Below are 18645 nucleotides of genomic sequence, written 5' to 3' on the forward strand. Positions count from 1 at the left end.
GTACAAATTTAGGAGGTGAAGAATCGTGCGAAAGATCGTGTTCCTCTTAGCGATGATGGTGTTGCTGGTGCCGGCATCATATACGTATGCCTTCAGCACCACGGGCCAGGATTGTGCGAAATGCCACACCCTGACCAAGGACGAAGCAGTGACCCTGTTGAAAGACCTCATACCGAACCTGAAGGTACTTGATGTCGTGACGAGTCCCATGAAGGGAATGTGGGAAGTGGACGTGGTGGCGAACGGAAAGAAGGGGCTCGTCTACGTCGACTTCACGAAAAAATACCTCATCTCGGGCTCTCTCGTAGACATCAAGGAAAAAAAGAATGTCTCCCAGGAGAGGCTCGCCGACATCAGCAGGGTGGACGTATCGACAATCCCCCTCGGTGATGCCGTTGTCATGGGAGACAAGGACGCCAAGTACAAGATTATCGTATTCAGCGACCCCGATTGACCGTACTGCGCAAAACTTCATCAGGAGATGAAGAAGGTCATTGAAGAGAGAAAAGATATCGTGTTCTATGTCAAGATGTTCCCGCTCCCGATGCATAAGGGCGCGTATGATAAGGCAAAGGCGATCGTCTGCGAGAAATCCCTCGCCCTTCTCGAAGACGCCTATGAGAAGAAAGAGATGCCGAAGCCGAAATGCGAAACAACGGTGCTCGATGACAATATCAAACTCGCCGAGAGCCTCGGCATCTCAGGCACTCCGGCAGTGATCTTCCCCGACGGCAAGGTAATCCCGGGGGCTGTTGACGCCAAGACGATTATCGGCGGAGTGGGGAAATGATAATGATAGGGAGTACGCAGTAGGACGATAGTAACGCGCTGAGAGGTTTCCGTCCGGTGACCTCTCAGCGTTTATTCATATGCCGAAGTGGCGGAACTGGCAGACGCGCTAGGTTCAGGGTCTAGTGGTCGCAAGGCCGTGCGGGTTCGAGTCCCGCCTTCGGCACCAACCTTTTCTTTTTATATCAATACCTTAGCGTTCTGAAAACCTCAAAAAAAACCGTCAACAGACCGTCAACAAGTGGTTTTTTCCATAGCTGGGAAAAGCAGAAGATGTAGTAGATAGATAAGAGAGAATGTTATGCTTAAAAGAGAAAAAAGAGGAGGTAGTCATGGATATCCCAGATAAATTGTTGGACATCATGAAACAGGACGGGGTTGTTGCGATTGCAACGTTGGGAAAGGATGGACAGCATTTGGTCAATACTTGGAATAGCTATTTAAGGATATCATCAGACGGCCGCCTATTCATTCCTGCTGGCTATATGCATAAGACAGAGGCTAACGTTGCCTTTAATCCCAATGTGCTGATTACATTGGGAAGCAGCAAGGTCAAAGGCTTGCACGGGGCAGGGGCTGGCTTCTTGATTAAGGGGAAGGCAATTTTTATAACATCTGGACCTGATTATGATTTTATGAAGGAAAAGTTCAGTTGGCTGCGGGCTACCTTTGCCGTTGTCATCGATTCTATTACTCAAACCTGGTGAGGTTGGGGTGTCAACCCCAAATCTGCAATGCGGCCAAAGTGAGCATTAAGGTTCTGGTCGGTCAATGTGCTTGACGGTTCGATCAGCCAGCTGATCAATGCGTCCAAGGGGCCATCGGGCTCTGCTTCGCGAGAACTGCGAGACTCGATGAGGTCAATTTTGTGAAGGAAGGTGCTAAATAATTGACCGAGTGATCTCGCGCAAACTTACTGACCAAACATAACGCCGATGCGGTAAATGCTTTGGTCTACCTTCTTATGCCACCTTACAGTCCCCATCTTATGGGAGCCGCGAATTACATTAGTGAACTTTATCTGTTGTCCCTCAGCGAGAGGCTTAAATACATAAAGACCTATTCCTGATTGGCTGATATTTATCGTAACCGCCTTATAGGTTTCTTCAACACTGGTAGGTTCCAAAGCATATTCTATTTGATGATAATAATCATCGCGCGGCTCCACTCTCGCACTATAAAACGCCATCGCCCGTCCTATAAAAAAATGGTTATTTCTTAGTGTCACGCTATCATATATCTGCTATCTTTGCAACGGCTATTCTTGACTCAAGAGAAGTCTTGCGGCTCCATCAGAAAGGCTACAGTGTGGAAACCAGGACGGATGTTTTCTCGGATCTTCGATCGTGAAGGTCGTTGTCTTAGGATGGAGCTAATTGACAATCGTCTGGACCGTCCCAGAATAATAATGGGGTGCTATCATACTATGCCTCGACGCCCTTGGTTATCGAAGTCGGCTCTACCGCCTAGGCCATTTCATAGGCAGTCATTTGACGTAAATTCGTGATGTCCCGCAATGGCGGCGCGCCAAACAAGCGGCTGTACTCGCGGCTGAATTGGGAGGGACTTTCATAGCCGACCTGAAACGCCGCCGCTGCCGCATCCTGATTTTCAGTGAGCATCAACCGCCGCGCTTCATTCAACCGCAGCCATTTCTGGTACTGAAGCGGGCTCATGGCCGTCACGGCCCGGAAGTGATGGTGGAAGGTCGATGTACTCATGTTGGCCTGCGATGCAAGATCATCGATTCGCAACGGCTGTGTGAAGTTACCCTTCAACCAATAGATTGCCCGCGCTATCTGTTGACTCTGACTTCCCGCTGACGCCATCTGGCGTAAACGCGCACCCTGATCGCCGACCAGTAAACGGTAAAAGATTTCCCGCTGTATAATAGGGGCAAGGATCGGGATGTCTTTTGGCTCATCGAGCAAGTCGATCAATCGCTGAAAGGCGGTGAGCAGCGGTACTGTGACCTCGCCGGTCGCCATTCCACGGCTCGATTGCTGGGGACGCGGCGGCGGGAGATTGCTGTCTACCATCAGATGTGAAATCTCTCGCTGATCAATCCTCAAAACGAGCCCCAGGTAGGGCTTCTCCCTGCTCGCATTGACGACTTGCACAAATGCGGGAAGATCCACGGACGTGATCAAAAAATGGTGTGCGTCATACACATACGCTTCTTCTCCGAGCAGCACGCGTTTCGCCCCCTGCGCGATCACGCAGACGCGCGGTTCGTACATAATGCTTATCGGCTCGCTCGGTTCTTCCCGCCGGTGAAGTGACAAGCCGGGGATTCCCGTCTCATACTGATTGCCCCTGTCGGTCCATCGGGCAATGCTCCTTCCCAAAGCGCCGATCGCACCTTCCATGCTATTATTTTCAAACTTCTGATTGACCGTCTGCTTATTCATCGGAACCTCCTGTCTCATATTACCAGACCTCACTTCGCGGTAACAATCATTAATCGAAGAGCTCGTACTATTAGGCAATAAATTGGCAGAATTGATCTACCTGCTTCTGTTTTTTCAGGAGTACGATAAAATTATAACGGGACAGCAAAAAGATGTGAGCAAAGTCTGTTTCGAAGTTTTGGTCCTAGACACGTGAAAGGAGAAACAATGAGAAAACGTAAATTGGGACAGAGCGGCCTGGAAGTTTCGGCTCTCGGGCTCGGCTGCATGGGAATGAGTTATGGCTATGGTCCGGCCGGAGATAAGCAGGAGATGATCGCTCTTATCCGGAAAGCGGTGGAACGCGGCGTCACGTTCTTCGATACTGCCGAAGTCTACGGTCCGTTCACAAACGAAGAACTCGTGGGAGAAGCCGTAGCTCCGTTCCGTGGGCAGGTGGTGATCGCCACCAAGTTCGGGATCAAGCACGATGCCGGCGGGCAGCAAGTCCAGGACAGTCGGCCCGAGCAGATCAGGCAGAGCATCGAGGGATCGCTCAAGCGGCTGAGAGTCGATGCCATAGATCTCTACTACCAACACCGTGTTGATCCGGACGTGCCGATCGAAGACGTGGCGGGAGCGGTGAAGGACCTCATTCGGGAAGGTAAGGTCAAGCACTTCGGCCTTTCTGAACCAGGAGTGAAAACGATTCGCCGCGCTCATGCCGTCCAGCCGGTAACCGCGATCCAGAGCGAATATTCACTGTGGTGGAGGCGGCCCGAAGAGGAATTACTTCCGACACTCGAGGAACTCGGAATCGGGCTCGTTCCCTTTAGCCCCCTCGGTAAGGGCTTCCTCACGGGAAAAATCGACGAGAAGACGACGTTCGATGAGTCCGACTTCCGCAATATCGTTCCCCGTTTTACGCCGGAGGCCCGGAAGGCGAATCAGGCCCTGGTCGATCTGCTTCGCGCGATCGCAGAACGGAAGAAGGCGACGCCTGCTCAGATAGCGCTCGTCTGGCTACTCGCCCAGAAGCCGTGGATTGTTCCGATCCCGGGCACCAAGAGGCCGGAGCGCCTGGAGGAGAACATCGGAGCGGTGAACGTCGAACTTACCCCGGACGATCTTCGTGAGATCGATAGCACCGCATTAAAGATCACGATCCAGGGTGCCCGGTACCCTGAAGCACTTGAAAAAAGAACAGGTCTCTGAAATGCCCGAGCGTAAATTGCGCGATGGCGCGATCCGGAATAGAATGAAATTACCATCAAAGGAGGAAAAGACAATGTCAATGAATGTACTTGGTTATGGAGCACCGTCCGCTAAGGACGCCTTGGCGCCATTTCGCTTTGAACGCCGCGATCCGCGGCCTGACGATGTGGTCATTGAGATTCTCTACTGCGGCATATGCCATTCGGACCTGCATACTGCCCGCAATGACTGGAGCAGTTGGTTCCCGACGGTGTATCCGGTCGTGCCAGGCCATGAGATCATCGGCCGCGTGACGAGTGTCGGAAAGGATGTAAAACGCTTCAAGGCGGGCGACCATGTCGGTGTCGGCTGCATGGTCGATTCCTGCCAGAAGTGCTCTGCCTGCGCACAGGGACTTGAGCAGCATTGCGAGGAGACCGCGACATTCACCTATAACCATACTGACCGGCGGGATAAGATGCCCACATACGGCGGCTATTCGGAGAAGATCGTTGTGACAGAGAAATTTGTGCTGAAAATTCCTGATGGCTTGGACCTGAAAGGGGCAGCACCATTACTCTGCGCCGGAATCACCACATGGTCGCCGCTCAGGCGCTGGAAAGTTGACAAGGGCAGCAGGGTCGCTGTCATCGGTTTGGGCGGGCTCGGCCATATGGCTTTGAAATTGGCAAAGGCCCTGGGCGCAGATGTCACCCTGTTTACCCGTTCTGCCGGCAAGCAGAAGGAGGCGCATCGACTAGGCGCCGACCATATCGTGATATCCACCGACAAAGGGCAGATGGCTGCCGTACAGGGTCGGTTCGACCTGATCATCGATACCGTTCCTTATATCCATGATGTGAATCTCTATATGCCCACATTGTCGCTGAACGGCACGCTGGTCCTGGTCGGGTATCTCGGCGGGCTGGACCCGATATTGAGCACCGTACCTTTGGTGATGGGACGTAAATCGGTAGCGGGTTCGCTCATCGGCGGCATTGCCGAAACCCAGGAATTGCTCGACTTCTGCGGCAGGCACGGCATCACTTCAGATGTCGAAGTGATCAAGATCCAGGATATCAACAAGGCATATGAACGCATGCTCAGAAGCGATGTGAAATACCGCTTTGTGATCGATCTGGCATCGCTGAAAGGCTCATCGTAAAAGGAGATGATACAATGGTGATGTAAGGGAGGTCGATCGATCATGACAATACTGAACGGGTGGGAAAACTTCTACGTAATCGTCGGCTCGTCAGCCGGCGCCCTGATTGGATTGCAGTTTGTCGTCATTACGCTCATCGCCTCAAAGCCGATCGTAGGTGACGCGCAAATGGCCGGCGCTGCGTTTGCGACGCCGAGCGTCGTTCATTTCGGAGTCGCGCTGTTACTATCGGCGATTGTCAGTGCTCCTTGGAACGGGATCACCACTGTCGCAGTTCTTTGGGGATTATTGGGTCTCTTTGGGGCGGTGTATGTCGCTATCGCTGCCCGGCGTATGCGTGTGCAAAGCGCCTACCAGCCTGTGTTCGAAGACTGGCTGTTTCATGTTCTGCTTCCATTTACAGCATACGCCGTTCTGGCCATATCGGCATACGAGGTTCACTTTCATGCGCGCTCAGCCCTGTTCCTCGTCGGCGCTGCAGCGCTGCTGCTGCTCTTCATTGGCATTCACAATGCCTGGGACGCCGTCACATATCACATCTTTGTCAGATCGAAACAGGAGAGATAGCATACGAATTGGCGGATGGGATGACAAAAATAAGGTAATCAAACAAATAGAAGGGAGATACACATGGCAAACAGCGGCGAACAACAAAAAGCGATAGATGACTTAACGGCTATAGCACCGGAATTTACGAAACTTACACAGGACTTTCTTTTCGGTGACATCTGGAAACGCCCCGGTCTCTCGCAGCGAGACAAGAGCTTAGTTACCGTCACATGCTTAGTGGCGCTAAATCGTATCGAGCAGGTTGATTTTCATCTTAAGAAGGCTTTTGAAAACGGCCTCACGAAGGAGGAGCTTGTAGCCGCGATTACGCATATTGCATTTTACGCGGGCTGGCCCACTGCGGCATCGGGGTTGAATCACCTGAAGACCGTGATCGCTCAAAAATAAACTCGAGGAGTATACGGTATCGCTAAGGTCAGCTTTGTTTATTAAGTTTGAAGAAACCCTACAACGGATCAGTAAGTAGAAGTTTCTTTCGGAAACCCGCAATAGTTTCGATTCGCAATACCTATCGAGTTATCGGTGCACTCGTTACTCGCTGGAGTCTGATATGTTGAGCGAAGTTTAAGGGAAGTCCAATGGAGCCAGAGAGAAAGCAGTCATGAGTTTGCACAGCCGATTAAAACGTAGTAAAGTTTAATTGAGCATCAGAAATTTTATAGGAGGCGTTGGCAATGAAACCCAAACCCTATGTAGGACACATCGAGAAAGCGACAGAAAAGAACAAATACTTCAGGAAGGTCTTATTTACCGGCAAACATAGCCAGCTTGTGGTTATGTGTTTAAAGCCCAAGGAGGAAATCGGCAATGAGATACACAGGAATGTCGATCAGTTTTTCCGTATAGAAGAAGGCACCGCTAAGTTCGTCTTTAATGGCAAAGAACGCCGTATTGCCAAAGACGGTGACGCCGTCGTGGTGCCCGCCGGCACATACCACAACGTTATCAATCCGTCTTCTAATAAGCCCCTGAAGCTCTATACGATCTACAGTCCGCCGAACCATCCTGATGGAACGGTTCACAAGACAAAGGCAGAGGCTGACTCTGCGGAAGCGGCAGAACATCATTAAGCAGGCGCAGTGAAGGAGACAGTAAGATGAAATATTTGGTTGTCTACGCGCATCCCGACACCAGGAGTTTCAACCACGCCATTTTGGAAACAATATCGGAAGAATTAAGAAAGAAGAATAAAGATTTTAAGGTGAGAGACCTCTATCAGATCGGGTTCAACCCCGTTCTTTCAACAAAAGATTTGTCAGCCATTCAGGATGGTGCTGTTCCCAAGGAGATAAAAAAGGAGCAGAATTACATCAGCAAGGCAGATATCCTTATTTTCATATTTCCCATTTGGTGGTCGGCCATGCCGGCCATGTTAAAGGGCTATATCGATAGAGTGTTTTCTCTGGGATTTGCTTACGCTATAACGGAAGATGCGGTCATCGGATTACTGAAAGGCAAAAAGGTATTCGTAGTAACTACGACTGGTGCATCGAAAGAGGATTATGAGAAGATGGGGGCTTTCAAGATGATGAACATGTCAATCGATATGGCTATATTCCAGTTTAGCGGAATGAAGGTCATGGGGCATAAGTATTTTTCTTCCGTTCCCTATGTTTCGCAGCAAGACAGGAAAAGGATGCTAAAGGAATTGAGACTGTTAATAAGGGAGAAGTTATTATAGTTCACAGAAAAAAAGTCTAATACCTAGAGAACGAAAGTTGATATAGATCCGGCACCTTTTCTTGAGGAGTTCAAAACAGAGCCCTGGCACAACGAAACTGCTTATCCCTGCCATCAAAAGGATTCTGAAACCATCGACGTGATTGAAACGTCTACCCATAGAAAAGCTAACGCTATCAAATACCCGATCGGTTAAACAAACTTAACCGAGAAATTCAAAGTTCGTACACAATTCGGTGTTAACCTTATCGCGTTACGAATTATCAGTCTTTCACGGGAGGTAATGATGAGTTGCCTTTATTTTGAAGAAGGCTCTTTCGGGACCTGCTGTGCCTCAGAATCAAGGTACCTGCCGACCATCTCAATAATGGAAAGATACTGTTTTGCAAAAAGTTATGGGCTTTGCCCAATTCTCAGGGCCTATGAAAATCATAGGTACCCGGAGGCATGCTGATAGCTTAAGCTCTATCCGACAACATGCTTGGTATCCCTTATCTCACTCGACCCGCCGATGCATAGCCCGCATGCGCATCGTGCCCCATGCGCATCGTGCCCCGGTTGACAAGCGTAAATAGTGTGCTAGCATTTTTATATAACTCAGGATGGATATTTTGAGTCACGGGCCGGATGAGAGGACTGCATTATGCAGCCAAATCACGAACAGAAAGAACAAAAAGGAGGGGAAAGTATGAGAAAGGCGTATCCGATCATTTTTCTGCTGGTCATCGGTCTTGCAACCACCGGTCTTGCAGCAGGAAAGAGTTTCAAGGCGACACTGTCGGGGAGCGAAGTAGTTCCGCCTGTCACGACGCCGGCGAAGGGCGAAGCGACCTTTGAACTCAGCAAGAACGGCAAGAAGCTGAGCTACAAGGTCACGATCTCGGATATCGAAAATGTAACGGCTGCACACATCCACATGGGGAAAGTCGGGGAAGCCGGTCCACCCTTGGTGCCGATTAAAATCAAAGGCAAAAAGGGTAAAGCGAGCGGCAAGGGTACAATTACCTCTAAGGATCTAATAGGCTCATTTGCGGGTAAGACCGTTAAGGATCTCGTCGCCGAAATCGAGGCGGGGAATACCTATCTGAATGTTCACACGGGCAAGTATCCCGACGGGGAAATACGAGGGCAGATCAAGTAACTCTTTACTGCGTCAATGTTCAGGAGGGCGGAATTCCCGCTCTCCTGAGTACAGACCACGCTATTGAATATCCTGCTTTATCCGTTCAAATTCCTCCTTCGAAATCTCGCCCTTTGCATATCGCTTCTTCAAGACATCGAGTGCTGTTTCCTCCGATTTCATTTCAGGCCTCTTCCCTGTCGACATCACCCATCTGACAAAATAGATAATCCCGATAATGAACGAGACCCAAAGCGCTATCATGAAAAATATCGGGATCAGGAAAAAGGTACCCGCCCAGAAACCGGAGGGTTCCCAGTTCCAATGAAAACTTCTTTCCCACGACTCCACAACAGGAGTGAAGCCGGACAGCAAAAGGGGAACAAAACCGCCTAAAGCAAGTAATAACGTTTTCATATTCCTCCTCTCCCTTTATTCTAAAGCCAGACGAATTTGAAAAACAACAATCAGCGAAACTCGTCCCGGGTCATTGCGCAGAAGCGGACAGGGATCGAAATAGGGTAAAATTTGCTATGGCGTATTCAAGAAAGGAGCCGAAACCCGAGCCCCTTCTCTGGGTGGTTGAATCACTTCAGGACGAACCAAGCTATCTCGATCGCTCCTGGTTCGGCTGCAGGGCTGTCTACCTCCACGGACTCATGGTCCTGGTTTTGTGTTCGGGAGAGGAGCCGTGGAACGGGCTGTTGCTACCGACCGACCGTCAGTTTCACGCCGGCATCGTGAAGGATTACCAGGGCACGGTTCAACATCCTGTCCTTAAGAAGTGGCTCTATCTGCCGAAAGAGACCGAAGACTTTGAAACGGTCGCTTCCGATATCGTGGAAGCCATCAGGATCGGAGACAAGCGGTTTGGGATCGAGCCCGCGGAACGGGAGAGGACGAGAAAGAAGGATGAGCGCAGGGGAGGCAAGAGCCACATGTAGGGACAGCCTTTGTCTTGGTACCCTACCCCCGCTCATTCAGACTTATATTTGATCCTGTCGCGCAGCACCCTCACTCCATAACGAAGATAGTCGATTTCCCCGGACAGCAGATCAAAAGAGTATTTACAGTACTTGGCGTTTTGTTTCATCTTGTACATGGCATAATCGTGAAACCCCCGATAATATAAGAAATGCCTCGCAAAGTACCCTTGCTTCAGGGGGCGATGAATCTTCTTTCTAATGAGAGCGTTATAGACGTCCGCCGCATCACCGGCGGCACACAAGGCTTCCGCAGCCAGTTTCCCGCTGAGAACGGCAAAGCATATCCCCTCCCCGGTGACAGGGTCGATGAGTCCTGCCGCGTCTCCCAGGAGAAAGATATTTCTCTCGGCAGGCTTTTCAAGAAAATTCTGAAAGGGGATGGGAAACCCTCGCAGTGCGAGATGTGCGGGATCACGATGCGGCTTCAAAACAGTCTTCAGAAATGTGACCAGGAGGTCCCTCATATTGTTGTTCGCATTGATCAATCCGCAGATTCCGACTATCGCAGATCCCTTCCTGGGAAACACCCATGCATAACCATAATTTACGTAGCCGAAATATATTTTGGGAAAGATGCCGGCGGTATCGTCATAACACGTTAAATCTTGTAAATCCAGATCGACTTCTATCGCAAGTGCGGCCTCCCTCCTGTCGCCATTGGGAAACATCGCCTTACGGACCACACTGTAGCATCCGTCAGCACCTATGATGTAATCCGCGTCGTACCTCTCTCCGGACTCCGCAAGAACGCCGTCGCCATTCACATCGACAACGTTTTGTCCCGTAAAAACCGCGCATCCCGCGGATTTTGCTTTCTGCAGGAAGTAGTGGTCGAATGGTTCTCTGTCAACCAAATAGAGAGACGGTGAAGGGCTTGAATACCTGCAGATCTTGCCGATGCCGGAATGATAGATTCCATAGGTATTGAACGTCTCATCGATGATCTCTTCGAATGAGATATCGTCATATACCTCTTTTAAACATCCCACGGTCTTTTCCGTGAGCATTCCCCCACACAGCTTGTTTCTGGGGAATTCCGCCTTATCGACAATTACTACCCTTTTCCCTGCCTTGGCAAGCAGATATCCCGCTGCCGCGCCAGCACAACTTCCCCCGACTATCACAACGTCATATCTTTTCATCTTTCTCAAAGAACTTGCACTCGGTAAGGAGAAATCTTTCGTCCAGGTTGACCCGATTATGGCTTTCCGTCGTCCTCTGCTGATTCACCGTAACTCCCGAGATATAATCCGTCTACTCTTTCTGTTCAGGGTACTCGACCCCATGCTTTCTGAGACAGTGTCGGTAGATAATTTCGTAGACGAACGCGTCCTTATCCGCCCTTTTTTCGGCTTCGATCGAACATCTCTCCCTCACGATGCTCGGCCGGTATTCAAACCAGTAAAACAATCCGGCTCCGATCAAGAGCGAGAGAATGACGAGAGCCACGAAGGTCTTCTTAAAGAACGCGAAAAAACTTTCCCGTTTCATGAATTGCCTCCCAAAGCCTGCCTTTGATTCTATGATCCAGGGGAAAAAGCGAGCAGTGCCGGAAGATGGTCGACTCATTCAGAGAACTCGTTATCTGCCTTCTCCCGAAACGCTAACCGTGCATGGAGGGTTCTTTTCAAGAACCTATCGTTAGTATACAATATGCTCACAATCATTTTAAGGGGTGTGAGGAAGCGGGGCTGGCGATATCCTGCTATCGTGAACGATGAAAACGGCCTTTCTCTATAGTGATGCCTTTGCACAATTCGATTATGGATCGACCCATCCCCTCAAGACGTTCAGGCTGAAACTCGCCTATGAACTCATAAGTGCCTGCGGACTCTTGTCACTTCCGAACACCCGTCTCGTTGAGGCGGAAGCCGCGGCGAATGAAGATCTGCTCTTGTTCCATGACAGCAGGTACATCGAAGTACTGGAGTCTGCGAATAAGGGAATTGTGACGGCGGATGCCGAACTCTTCGGCCTCGGACCGGGTGATAACCCCGTCTTTCCGGGTCTCCTCGACTGGTCAAGGCTCGTGACGGGAGCGTCTCTGCAGGCAGCCCGACTCGTGGACAGCGGTGAAGTCGATATCGCCTTCAACATATCGGGCGGGCTTCACCATGCCTTAGCATCTAAGGCGTCGGGATTCTGCTACATCAATGATCCGGTCATTGTCATACGGTCACTTCTCCGGAGAGGCCGAAGAGTGGCCTATATCGATATCGACGCCCACCATGCCGATGGGGTTCAGGAAGCCTTCTACGATACCGATGCGGTATTGACCATCTCACTGCATGAGACCGGCACCACGCTCTTCCCCGGAACAGGTTTCGAGGATGAAACAGGTGTGGGTAAGGGCGAGGGATACTCGGTGAACATCCCGATGCCCCCATCGTCTGACGATGAACTCTTCGTTTACGCCTTCGAAGCCGTAGTCCCACCGCTCATCGAGAAATTCAAACCCGATATAATCGTCAGTCAGCTCGGGGTCGATTCTTTTTCTTCCGATCCACTCGCGGACCTGTATTACACCACCAAGGGTTTTTGCGAAGTGGTAAGGAGGATCAGGGAACTATCATCCAGATGGGTAGCCTTGGGAGGCGGCGGATACGATGTAGCCAACGTAGCGAGGGCCTGGACGCTCGCCTGGGCCATCATGAATGACCGGGAAATCCCCGACGAGATTCCTCAGGATTTTCTCGAGGAATACCGGCCCCACGGGTTTCGCTCCGGAAAGATCGGGGACGATCTCTCCGGAGCGAAGATCGCAGGGAAGGAGCTGATGAAGGAAGAAGTCGAGAGGGTGGTCGGTTATATCGCAAAGAATGTCCTCCCGAAGATAACGGGGCCTTGATTACTTCTTCCTTCTCTCGGTCACGCTCTCCCCGCCAATGCCCCAGTTGTCCGTTTCTACTTCTTCTATCACAACTACGGTCGTTTGGGGATTCTTCCCGAGAACCTTCACGAGGAGATCGGTCACTCCCCTGATCAGGGCCGCTTTCTGTTCCCTTGTCGCCCCATCCTTCGTAATCTTGACGTTCACAAACGGCATGGCCACCCTCCTCAATCGTATTCCTGACGCCCCACCAAGTAGGCCCGAAATCAGATCCGGGCTATTATATCACGGTCCGCCTCAGCGTATCGGGCCTTTCTTCACCTGGCTTTATGTCGCGAGGGACTTACGTCCTCTATGAAGAACTGAAAAGGGGTACGATCCGGTCTTGCGAAAAGTTCGGCATATGATCGGTTATCGGACGTACTTCTGGAGCCTCTGAAGCACCTCGATATGGAGCTGCGAGGTCGGGATAATCTGGAATTCGACAAGGGTAGTCTTGTCCTCAGAGGGTTGTACGGGCGTCACCGTCGCGGCAAAGTACAGCCCGTATTCCCGTTCTAGGGCCGGTTCCGCCCTGAAAAGGGATTCCAGGATGAGCTCGCTCCTCTCCTGCAAGCGGAGCCTCTCCTCTCTGTTCCGCTCCTGGTCTGAACCGAACGGGAGCCTTACCGCAACGAGGATGAGATCAACATGGGCCTTCATTTTCTCGTCTCTCAGGAGGGCGAGAAAGATCCGGCTCAATTTCGTAAGCACCGCCGACCCTGTCTCTCTTCGCGGAGGAATGCTGTTCAAGAGCAAGGGCTCGTCAACAACAATCGAACTAGTCGTAAACCGTATGCCCTTAATCTGCCGTGTTCCGAATTCCTTCAGGAAAAGCCGGCTGATATTCTCGCTGAATTCGATCCTCGGTTGGGTCACGGCGAGTGCGGGCTCGAGGAATCTCTCGATCTTTACCGCCCGGTAGTAGAGCACTGCGCTCAAAAGCACTATACCGATGAGGGTAAGACTGAGTATCGGTCCCGGCGGAAGGATATATTTCGTGAGCGTATTGCCCTTCATCACGGAACGGCCTCGAGTGATTCGAGATTCTTCACGACCGTTGCGAAGTCCTCTTCCGTGATCGTCGCAGGATGATGGATCGCCTTATTCCTCAGCCGTATGAGTTGCTGGAAAATACTTTTTCGATGCGCGTTGAGCCTCTCGTTGAGCTCTAGCTCCTTCAGACAGTCATACAATCCCGGGGCATACCTGCCCAACAACCGTCGCGTGAATCCCTTGAGCTCGGTCTCGATATGATACCCGAGGAGGAGGGACGCCACCACCGTATCACCGCTTCTCAAATACTCCCGGGCCTTCTCGACCGACAGGCTCTCCTTGAATATCCTGATGTTTTCTTTCGACTCGGCCTCCCCCGGCACGAGACTCTGTATCTTTTGATAAACCTCGAGGCATTTGTCTATCATATCCCTCTCGAGATAGGATTCAGCGAGGAGAAAGAGTTCCCGGATTTTATCCGAAACCTCTTTCTGGCTGAAGGCAAAGGAATAGGCACGACGCAGGGCCTCGGTCTTGTCATCTTTCTTGTCGAGGACGTCGAAATGCCGCGACCAGCGCTTCCCCTTCAGGACGTTGTCCTTCGTAAACCTGAAGAGCTTCTCTGAGACCTCGCCCTTATTCAGTTTCCCGCTTACAATGATGATGTTCAGGGCGGGGTAGGTTTCGAATATTTCGGGAAGGACATCGATGCCTTCATTCATGCGATCAAACTCGATATCGAGGGTCATGAGATCAAAAAAATGGGAGGTCAAGAGTTTCTTCGCCTCCGTGACGCTGACCGCTTCGGAGAACCTGATGTCGTCTCCGCCGCCCAGTGCCCTCTGGATCTCGAGTTTCAGGAGCTCCCTGTCCTCATAATCGTCGTCTGCGATGAGCACCCTAAACATCCATCGCCTCCTCGACAAAGGGGAGATTAATGATTATCTCTGTGCCGACCCCGGATGCGGTATACTCCTTGCCCACCCGGATCTTTCCGGCATGCAGCCCGACCACGTACTTCGCGAAGTAGAGGCCCTGCCCCCACCCTTCCCGCGTCCTTTTCCCTTTATAAAAACACCGGTCGGCCTGATGCTCGTCCATGCCCACCCCCCTGTCGCGGATAGAGAGGGAGACATAGCGGCGCCTGCCGTCGACATCCATGGAGCACGAGAGGACGATCTGGGCGCGCGCCTGCTCCGGCTTCTTATACTTGACGGCATTATCAATCACATTCTCGAAGACCGTTCTCAAGAGGGTCGGCGACGCAAAGATCGCAGGCGGGGTGATGGTGTATTGAAACGTAATATCCGCGAGATCACCGAACTGCCGGCCTAGGTCAGCGAGCATCTCACCAGGCGCTATCTTCGCAAAATCGACGAGTCCCGCTTCCCGCTCATCGGATATCTTCTTGAATATCTCTATATCCGCAAAAAGCTTGTCCATGTTTTCATCTATCCTCTCCCGCGCTTCGCCGGGGAGCTCGGGGAGAAGGTCTATCCGGCGCTTGATCCTTCCGAGGTTGTTCTTGAATTCATGACTGATAGTGGCCGAGATATAACGGATAAACTCGTTCCGTCGGGCAATTTCCCGGTTTTTCAGGAGAAGCAGCCTGTTCTCCCGGGACCGCCTCTGCTTCTGCTGATACACGACGGTGAGATAGACGCTGAAGAGGGCGAAGGACACGATCATCGCCAGGAACGCAGAATGGGCAACCCTGTCCGATGCATCAAGGATGCCCTGCAGAAACGTGAGCCTTCCTTCCAGCCCTGCCTCAGGAGGAACGGCATTCATCCCCTTCCAGGGCATGAGCAAGAGCACAAAACGATTAAAGGGCGGAATGAAGCGGTCGAAATAGACCATGCCGAGCAGCAACCAGATGAAGACCGTTACCGACACCATCACCACAAAGCGTGCAGTGTTAAAGGCACCGCGAATCGAAACCGTCATAGAATATTCTACCTTATGCCGGAGGAAAAGGGTTTGCCGGAACGGAGGGTTATTCAGTGACTGGGCAGGTTCCGTGATGAAAACGAGCAGGAATGCGCTATGGATATGAGGGCGGGTCTGAGAAGACGTTGCTCATCCTATCGGACTCGCGTCAGCAACGGGGATTTCCGCAATCTCCGAAGCCCGGCATGATCCTGGTGAATTTAGGCCCAGGGCGTACCACCGTCCACAATGCCGTGCTCTTCCCACAGGTACCAGCTCCCGGTATTCTGGAGAAAGAAGTAGGTATTCGAGAAGACGGCAAAGTGTTCCTCCTCTTCTTTTGAGAGTCTCTCAAAGAGGGCCTTTTCCTTCTCAGAGGGGGCTTCGGAAGCCTGCTTCCGGTAAAACGCGATCCCTTCTTCTTCCATCCTCATCGCTATCTTGAAGGCTTCCAGTTCATCGCTTGTCGCATTGACCCTCTCCATCATCTCAGCCCTGTGTTCCTCGAATATCGTTTTGACATTCCTGATGGGACTGGCGTCCTGGAAACGGATATCGAGGCCCTGCATTATCTCTTTCAGCATATCAAGATGGCGCTTTTCATCCTCCCTGATAGAGAGGAACATCTTCTGTCCTACGATATTCTTTACCTTTGCTGCCGCCTCCTTATAGAAGGCTATCGCATCGGTCTCCATCTTTATCGCTATCTCAACGGCGTTCATCAAACAACCCCTCAGATCTTTTCGAACATGTCCTTCGTTGCTCCGCAGACAGGGCAGGTCCAGTCATCGGGAAGGTTCTCGAAGGCCGTGCCCGGAGCTATTCCTGCTTCGGGATCTCCCGTATCGGGGTCATAGATATACCCGCAGACGATACATTTCCATTTTTCCATAGCCGAACCTCCCTGTTTTAAAAATGTGTTTCTTACTTTAAAAGAATCGTTGATTTCTGTCAATGAATATCGGGTGAGGCAGAGAGAAAAGAAGTCCTCCGGAGAGCGGGGAAGACGAAAAAGAAGCTGATGATGATCACCTCTTATAGAAGCCCGTTATCCTATCCAGGAGCGCCTTCTTATCGTACAGGGGTCCGACCTCTTCACGTTCCTTTTCACCCGCTTCCCATGCAGACCCCTCCCGCGGGCAGGCCTCTCCCAGCTCAAGCTTTGACAGGACATTCGGCACGTCAAGGAAACGAGAGATCTTATTGAATTGGGAGAGCCCCCCTCTCGTCCCTTCATGATGGAGCGACAGGAAGAGCCTGCTCTTCGCCCGGGTGACGGCGACGTAGAAGAGCCGCCGCTCTTCCTCGATCTCATCATCGCTGTCCAGGGAGAAGGTAACAGGCAGGACCCCGTCGCTGAGACCCATGACGAACACGGAATTCCACTCAAGCCCCTTTGCGGAATGAATCGTCGAGAGAACGAGAGGCTTTTCTTCTTCTTTGGTTTCTGCTTCCACTCTCCAGACCCCCCGCTCCGGAGGCTCGACCGCGAAATCCTCGAGGAGCTCTCCCAGAGAATCATATCTCATCGCTATCTGGCGCAATGCCTCGAGGTCGTTCAGCCTGAGATGCCAGTCATCGTACGTGTCTTTCAGGAGCGGGCGGTAATACTCAAGGACAACCTCAAACCGTTCTCCGACGTTGAGCGCCTCGCCGTATGCCCCTTTCAGCGCCGTCGCAAGCCTTCCTATGCCCTCGGCATAGGCGCGATTCAGGGCAAAGCTCGGAAAGACGTTCTCCGTGATGTCCCGGAAGGAAGGGGACCGGATGATCTCCTCGGATATCCTGTTTGCCGTCTTGGGGCCGATTCCTCCGATGAGGAGGAGCACCCTGTTCCAGGCGAGCTCGTCTTTCGGATTCGCGATCACCTTGAGATGGGACATCACATCCTTCACATGGGCCGTCTCGTAAAACTTCAGTCCACCGTATGTTTCGTAGGGAATGTCCCTCTTGCTCAGTTCCGACTGGAGGGGGATCGAGAGATACAACGACCGGAACAATACGGACTGCTGGCTTAATGGTATCCCCCCATCCCTCTGGGTCTTGATCTTTTCGGCCACCCACTCGGCCTCTTCATAGGCATCCTTGAAAAACAGGAACCGGGGACGCTGCCCCGTCTCCTTCCTTGCAGAGACGAGGCACTTGGCATATTTCTGCTTCATGTTCTCGAGTACGGCGTTGGCGACATCGAGTACGGACTGGCTGCTCCGGTAATTTTCCTCGAGCGTGATGATCGCGCAGTCGGGAAACCTCCTCGGGAAGGACATGATATTCTCGTGTGAAGCCCCCCTGAAGCCGTAGATACTCTGGGCGTCGTCGCCGACGACCATAATGTTCCGGTGTTTATCGGCGAGGGCGAAGGAGATGTCTCCCTGGAGGGCGTTCGTGTCCTGGTATTCATCAACCATGAGATAGCGGTATTTCCGGGAGAGACGGTCCCTGATATCGTCATGTTCGAGGAGGATCTTCATATAGAGGAGCAAATCGTCGTAATCGAGGTAGTTTTTTTCGATCTTAAAAGCCGTGTATTCCGTCCTGAGGTTCTCCAAGTCTGCGCTATACTCGATGAAGTGGGGGTATTCCCTCTTTATGACCTCGCCTATCGAGATGGCCTTGTTCAGGGACATGCTGATGATCGAACGCAGGGTATCTTTTTTGGGGAATCTCTTTTCTCTCTCGTAGAAACCCATCCGGGTGGCGCACCGCTGAATGGCCGCCTCTGCGTCGCTCTCATCGAGGACGATGAATGAATCGGGAAAATCGAGGGCGGAGGCGTATTTTCGTATCACCTTGTAGGCAAAGGAATGGAAGGTCCCTCCCTCGACATTCTTACAGCGCTGGTCGTGGCGTGCAGCGCGTGAAATCATTTCCCGGGCCGCCTTCCGCGTAAAGGTGAGGAGCAGGATCGAGCCGGGACTGATCTTACTCTGCACGAGGTTCAGGACCCGATACTCGAT

At 51.7% G+C, this 18645-nt stretch carries 22 protein-coding genes, 1 tRNA gene and 1 pseudogene; 13 read left to right on the forward strand and 11 right to left on the reverse strand.

Annotated features, from left to right (window positions below):
- Positions 1–25 precede the first annotated feature (25 nt).
- The 4 genes and pseudogenes from VEI96_03685 (at position 26) to VEI96_03700 (ending at position 1496) form a co-directional block, all read left to right on the forward strand.
- A complete protein-coding gene (locus VEI96_03685) occupies positions 26–454 on the forward strand; it encodes a disulfide isomerase DsbC N-terminal domain-containing protein (GenBank protein HXX57078.1) in 429 nt (142 codons plus the stop codon).
- A 12-nt stretch (positions 455–466) separates the two neighbouring features.
- Positions 467–790: pseudogene (locus VEI96_03690) on the forward strand (thioredoxin fold domain-containing protein).
- 81 nt (positions 791–871) lie between these two features.
- Positions 872–958, forward strand: a tRNA-Leu gene (locus VEI96_03695).
- Between the two features lie 163 nt (positions 959–1121).
- The gene (locus VEI96_03700) at positions 1122–1496 is read left to right on the forward strand and encodes a pyridoxamine 5'-phosphate oxidase family protein (protein HXX57079.1); all 375 of its coding nucleotides are present in this window, start codon (positions 1122–1124) and stop codon (positions 1494–1496) included.
- Positions 1497–2255: 759 nt separating this feature from the next.
- On the opposite strand, the gene VEI96_03705 is transcribed toward VEI96_03700, so the two are convergent.
- Positions 2256–3200 (reverse strand): AraC family transcriptional regulator, encoded by a 945-nt coding sequence (locus VEI96_03705; protein HXX57080.1) that lies wholly within the window; start codon positions 3198–3200, stop codon positions 2256–2258.
- Between the two features lie 207 nt (positions 3201–3407).
- On the opposite strand from VEI96_03705, the gene VEI96_03710 reads away from it, so the two are divergent.
- From VEI96_03710 to VEI96_03740, 7 genes are all read left to right on the forward strand, one after another.
- Entirely contained in the window at positions 3408–4394 is a 987-nt protein-coding gene (locus VEI96_03710; protein HXX57081.1) for an aldo/keto reductase, read from the forward strand.
- A gap of 73 nt (positions 4395–4467) precedes the next feature.
- Positions 4468–5538, forward strand: coding sequence for an NAD(P)-dependent alcohol dehydrogenase (locus VEI96_03715; GenBank protein HXX57082.1), 1071 nt, complete (start codon positions 4468–4470; stop codon positions 5536–5538).
- A 42-nt stretch (positions 5539–5580) separates the two neighbouring features.
- Entirely contained in the window at positions 5581–6105 is a 525-nt protein-coding gene (locus tag VEI96_03720) for a hypothetical protein (GenBank protein HXX57083.1), read from the forward strand.
- 63 nt (positions 6106–6168) lie between these two features.
- Entirely contained in the window at positions 6169–6495 is a 327-nt protein-coding gene (locus VEI96_03725) for a carboxymuconolactone decarboxylase family protein (protein ID HXX57084.1), read from the forward strand.
- Positions 6496–6782: 287 nt separating this feature from the next.
- Positions 6783–7178, forward strand: a complete 396-nt coding sequence (locus tag VEI96_03730) for a cupin domain-containing protein (protein HXX57085.1) — start codon at positions 6783–6785, stop codon at positions 7176–7178.
- A 26-nt stretch (positions 7179–7204) separates the two neighbouring features.
- A complete protein-coding gene (locus VEI96_03735; protein ID HXX57086.1) occupies positions 7205–7789 on the forward strand; it encodes an NAD(P)H-dependent oxidoreductase in 585 nt (194 codons plus the stop codon).
- Positions 7790–8476: 687 nt separating this feature from the next.
- A complete protein-coding gene (locus VEI96_03740) occupies positions 8477–8929 on the forward strand; it encodes a CHRD domain-containing protein (protein ID HXX57087.1) in 453 nt (150 codons plus the stop codon).
- Positions 8930–8989: 60 nt separating this feature from the next.
- Here the strand turns inward: VEI96_03740 and VEI96_03745 are convergent, their stop codons facing one another.
- A complete protein-coding gene (locus VEI96_03745) occupies positions 8990–9325 on the reverse strand; it encodes an SHOCT domain-containing protein (protein ID HXX57088.1) in 336 nt (111 codons plus the stop codon).
- Positions 9326–9441: 116 nt separating this feature from the next.
- On the opposite strand from VEI96_03745, the gene VEI96_03750 reads away from it, so the two are divergent.
- Entirely contained in the window at positions 9442–9852 is a 411-nt protein-coding gene (locus VEI96_03750; protein ID HXX57089.1) for a hypothetical protein, read from the forward strand.
- Positions 9853–9884: 32 nt separating this feature from the next.
- Here the strand turns inward: VEI96_03750 and VEI96_03755 are convergent, their stop codons facing one another.
- The gene (locus tag VEI96_03755) at positions 9885–11036 is read right to left on the reverse strand and encodes a geranylgeranyl reductase family protein (GenBank protein HXX57090.1); all 1152 of its coding nucleotides are present in this window, start codon (positions 11034–11036) and stop codon (positions 9885–9887) included.
- A 112-nt stretch (positions 11037–11148) separates the two neighbouring features.
- Positions 11149–11385: a hypothetical protein gene (locus tag VEI96_03760; GenBank protein ID HXX57091.1), complete on the reverse strand. Its 237-nt coding sequence runs from the start codon at positions 11383–11385 to the stop codon at positions 11149–11151.
- 226 nt (positions 11386–11611) lie between these two features.
- Between VEI96_03760 and VEI96_03765 the strand changes: the two genes are divergently transcribed.
- Entirely contained in the window at positions 11612–12742 is a 1131-nt protein-coding gene (locus VEI96_03765) for an acetoin utilization protein AcuC (GenBank protein HXX57092.1), read from the forward strand.
- Here the strand turns inward: VEI96_03765 and VEI96_03770 are convergent, their stop codons facing one another.
- The 7 genes from VEI96_03770 to VEI96_03800 all read right to left on the reverse strand — a co-directional run.
- Positions 12743–12940, reverse strand: coding sequence for a 4-oxalocrotonate tautomerase family protein (locus VEI96_03770; protein ID HXX57093.1), 198 nt, complete (start codon positions 12938–12940; stop codon positions 12743–12745).
- 195 nt (positions 12941–13135) lie between these two features.
- Positions 13136–13783: a hypothetical protein gene (locus VEI96_03775; protein HXX57094.1), complete on the reverse strand. Its 648-nt coding sequence runs from the start codon at positions 13781–13783 to the stop codon at positions 13136–13138.
- Complete coding sequence (locus VEI96_03780; GenBank protein ID HXX57095.1) at positions 13783–14667, reverse strand: response regulator; 885 nt, start codon at positions 14665–14667, stop codon at positions 13783–13785. Before VEI96_03780 ends, VEI96_03775 begins: the two co-directional genes overlap by 1 nt.
- Complete coding sequence (locus VEI96_03785; protein HXX57096.1) at positions 14660–15706, reverse strand: HAMP domain-containing sensor histidine kinase; 1047 nt, start codon at positions 15704–15706, stop codon at positions 14660–14662. The genes VEI96_03780 and VEI96_03785 overlap by 8 nt, the downstream gene beginning before the upstream one ends.
- A gap of 203 nt (positions 15707–15909) precedes the next feature.
- Positions 15910–16410: a ferritin family protein gene (locus tag VEI96_03790; GenBank protein HXX57097.1), complete on the reverse strand. Its 501-nt coding sequence runs from the start codon at positions 16408–16410 to the stop codon at positions 15910–15912.
- Between the two features lie 11 nt (positions 16411–16421).
- Positions 16422–16580 carry a rubredoxin gene (locus VEI96_03795; GenBank protein HXX57098.1) on the reverse strand — a complete coding sequence of 53 codons (159 nt, stop codon included), beginning with the start codon at positions 16578–16580 and terminating at the stop codon, positions 16422–16424.
- A 136-nt stretch (positions 16581–16716) separates the two neighbouring features.
- Positions 16717–18645, reverse strand: a 1929-nt coding sequence (locus VEI96_03800) for an ATP-dependent helicase (protein HXX57099.1), incomplete at its 5' end; no start/stop codon positions are given.

Source organism: Thermodesulfovibrionales bacterium (assembly GCA_035622735.1).
Classification (GTDB): domain Bacteria; phylum Nitrospirota; class Thermodesulfovibrionia; order Thermodesulfovibrionales; family UBA9159; genus DASPUT01.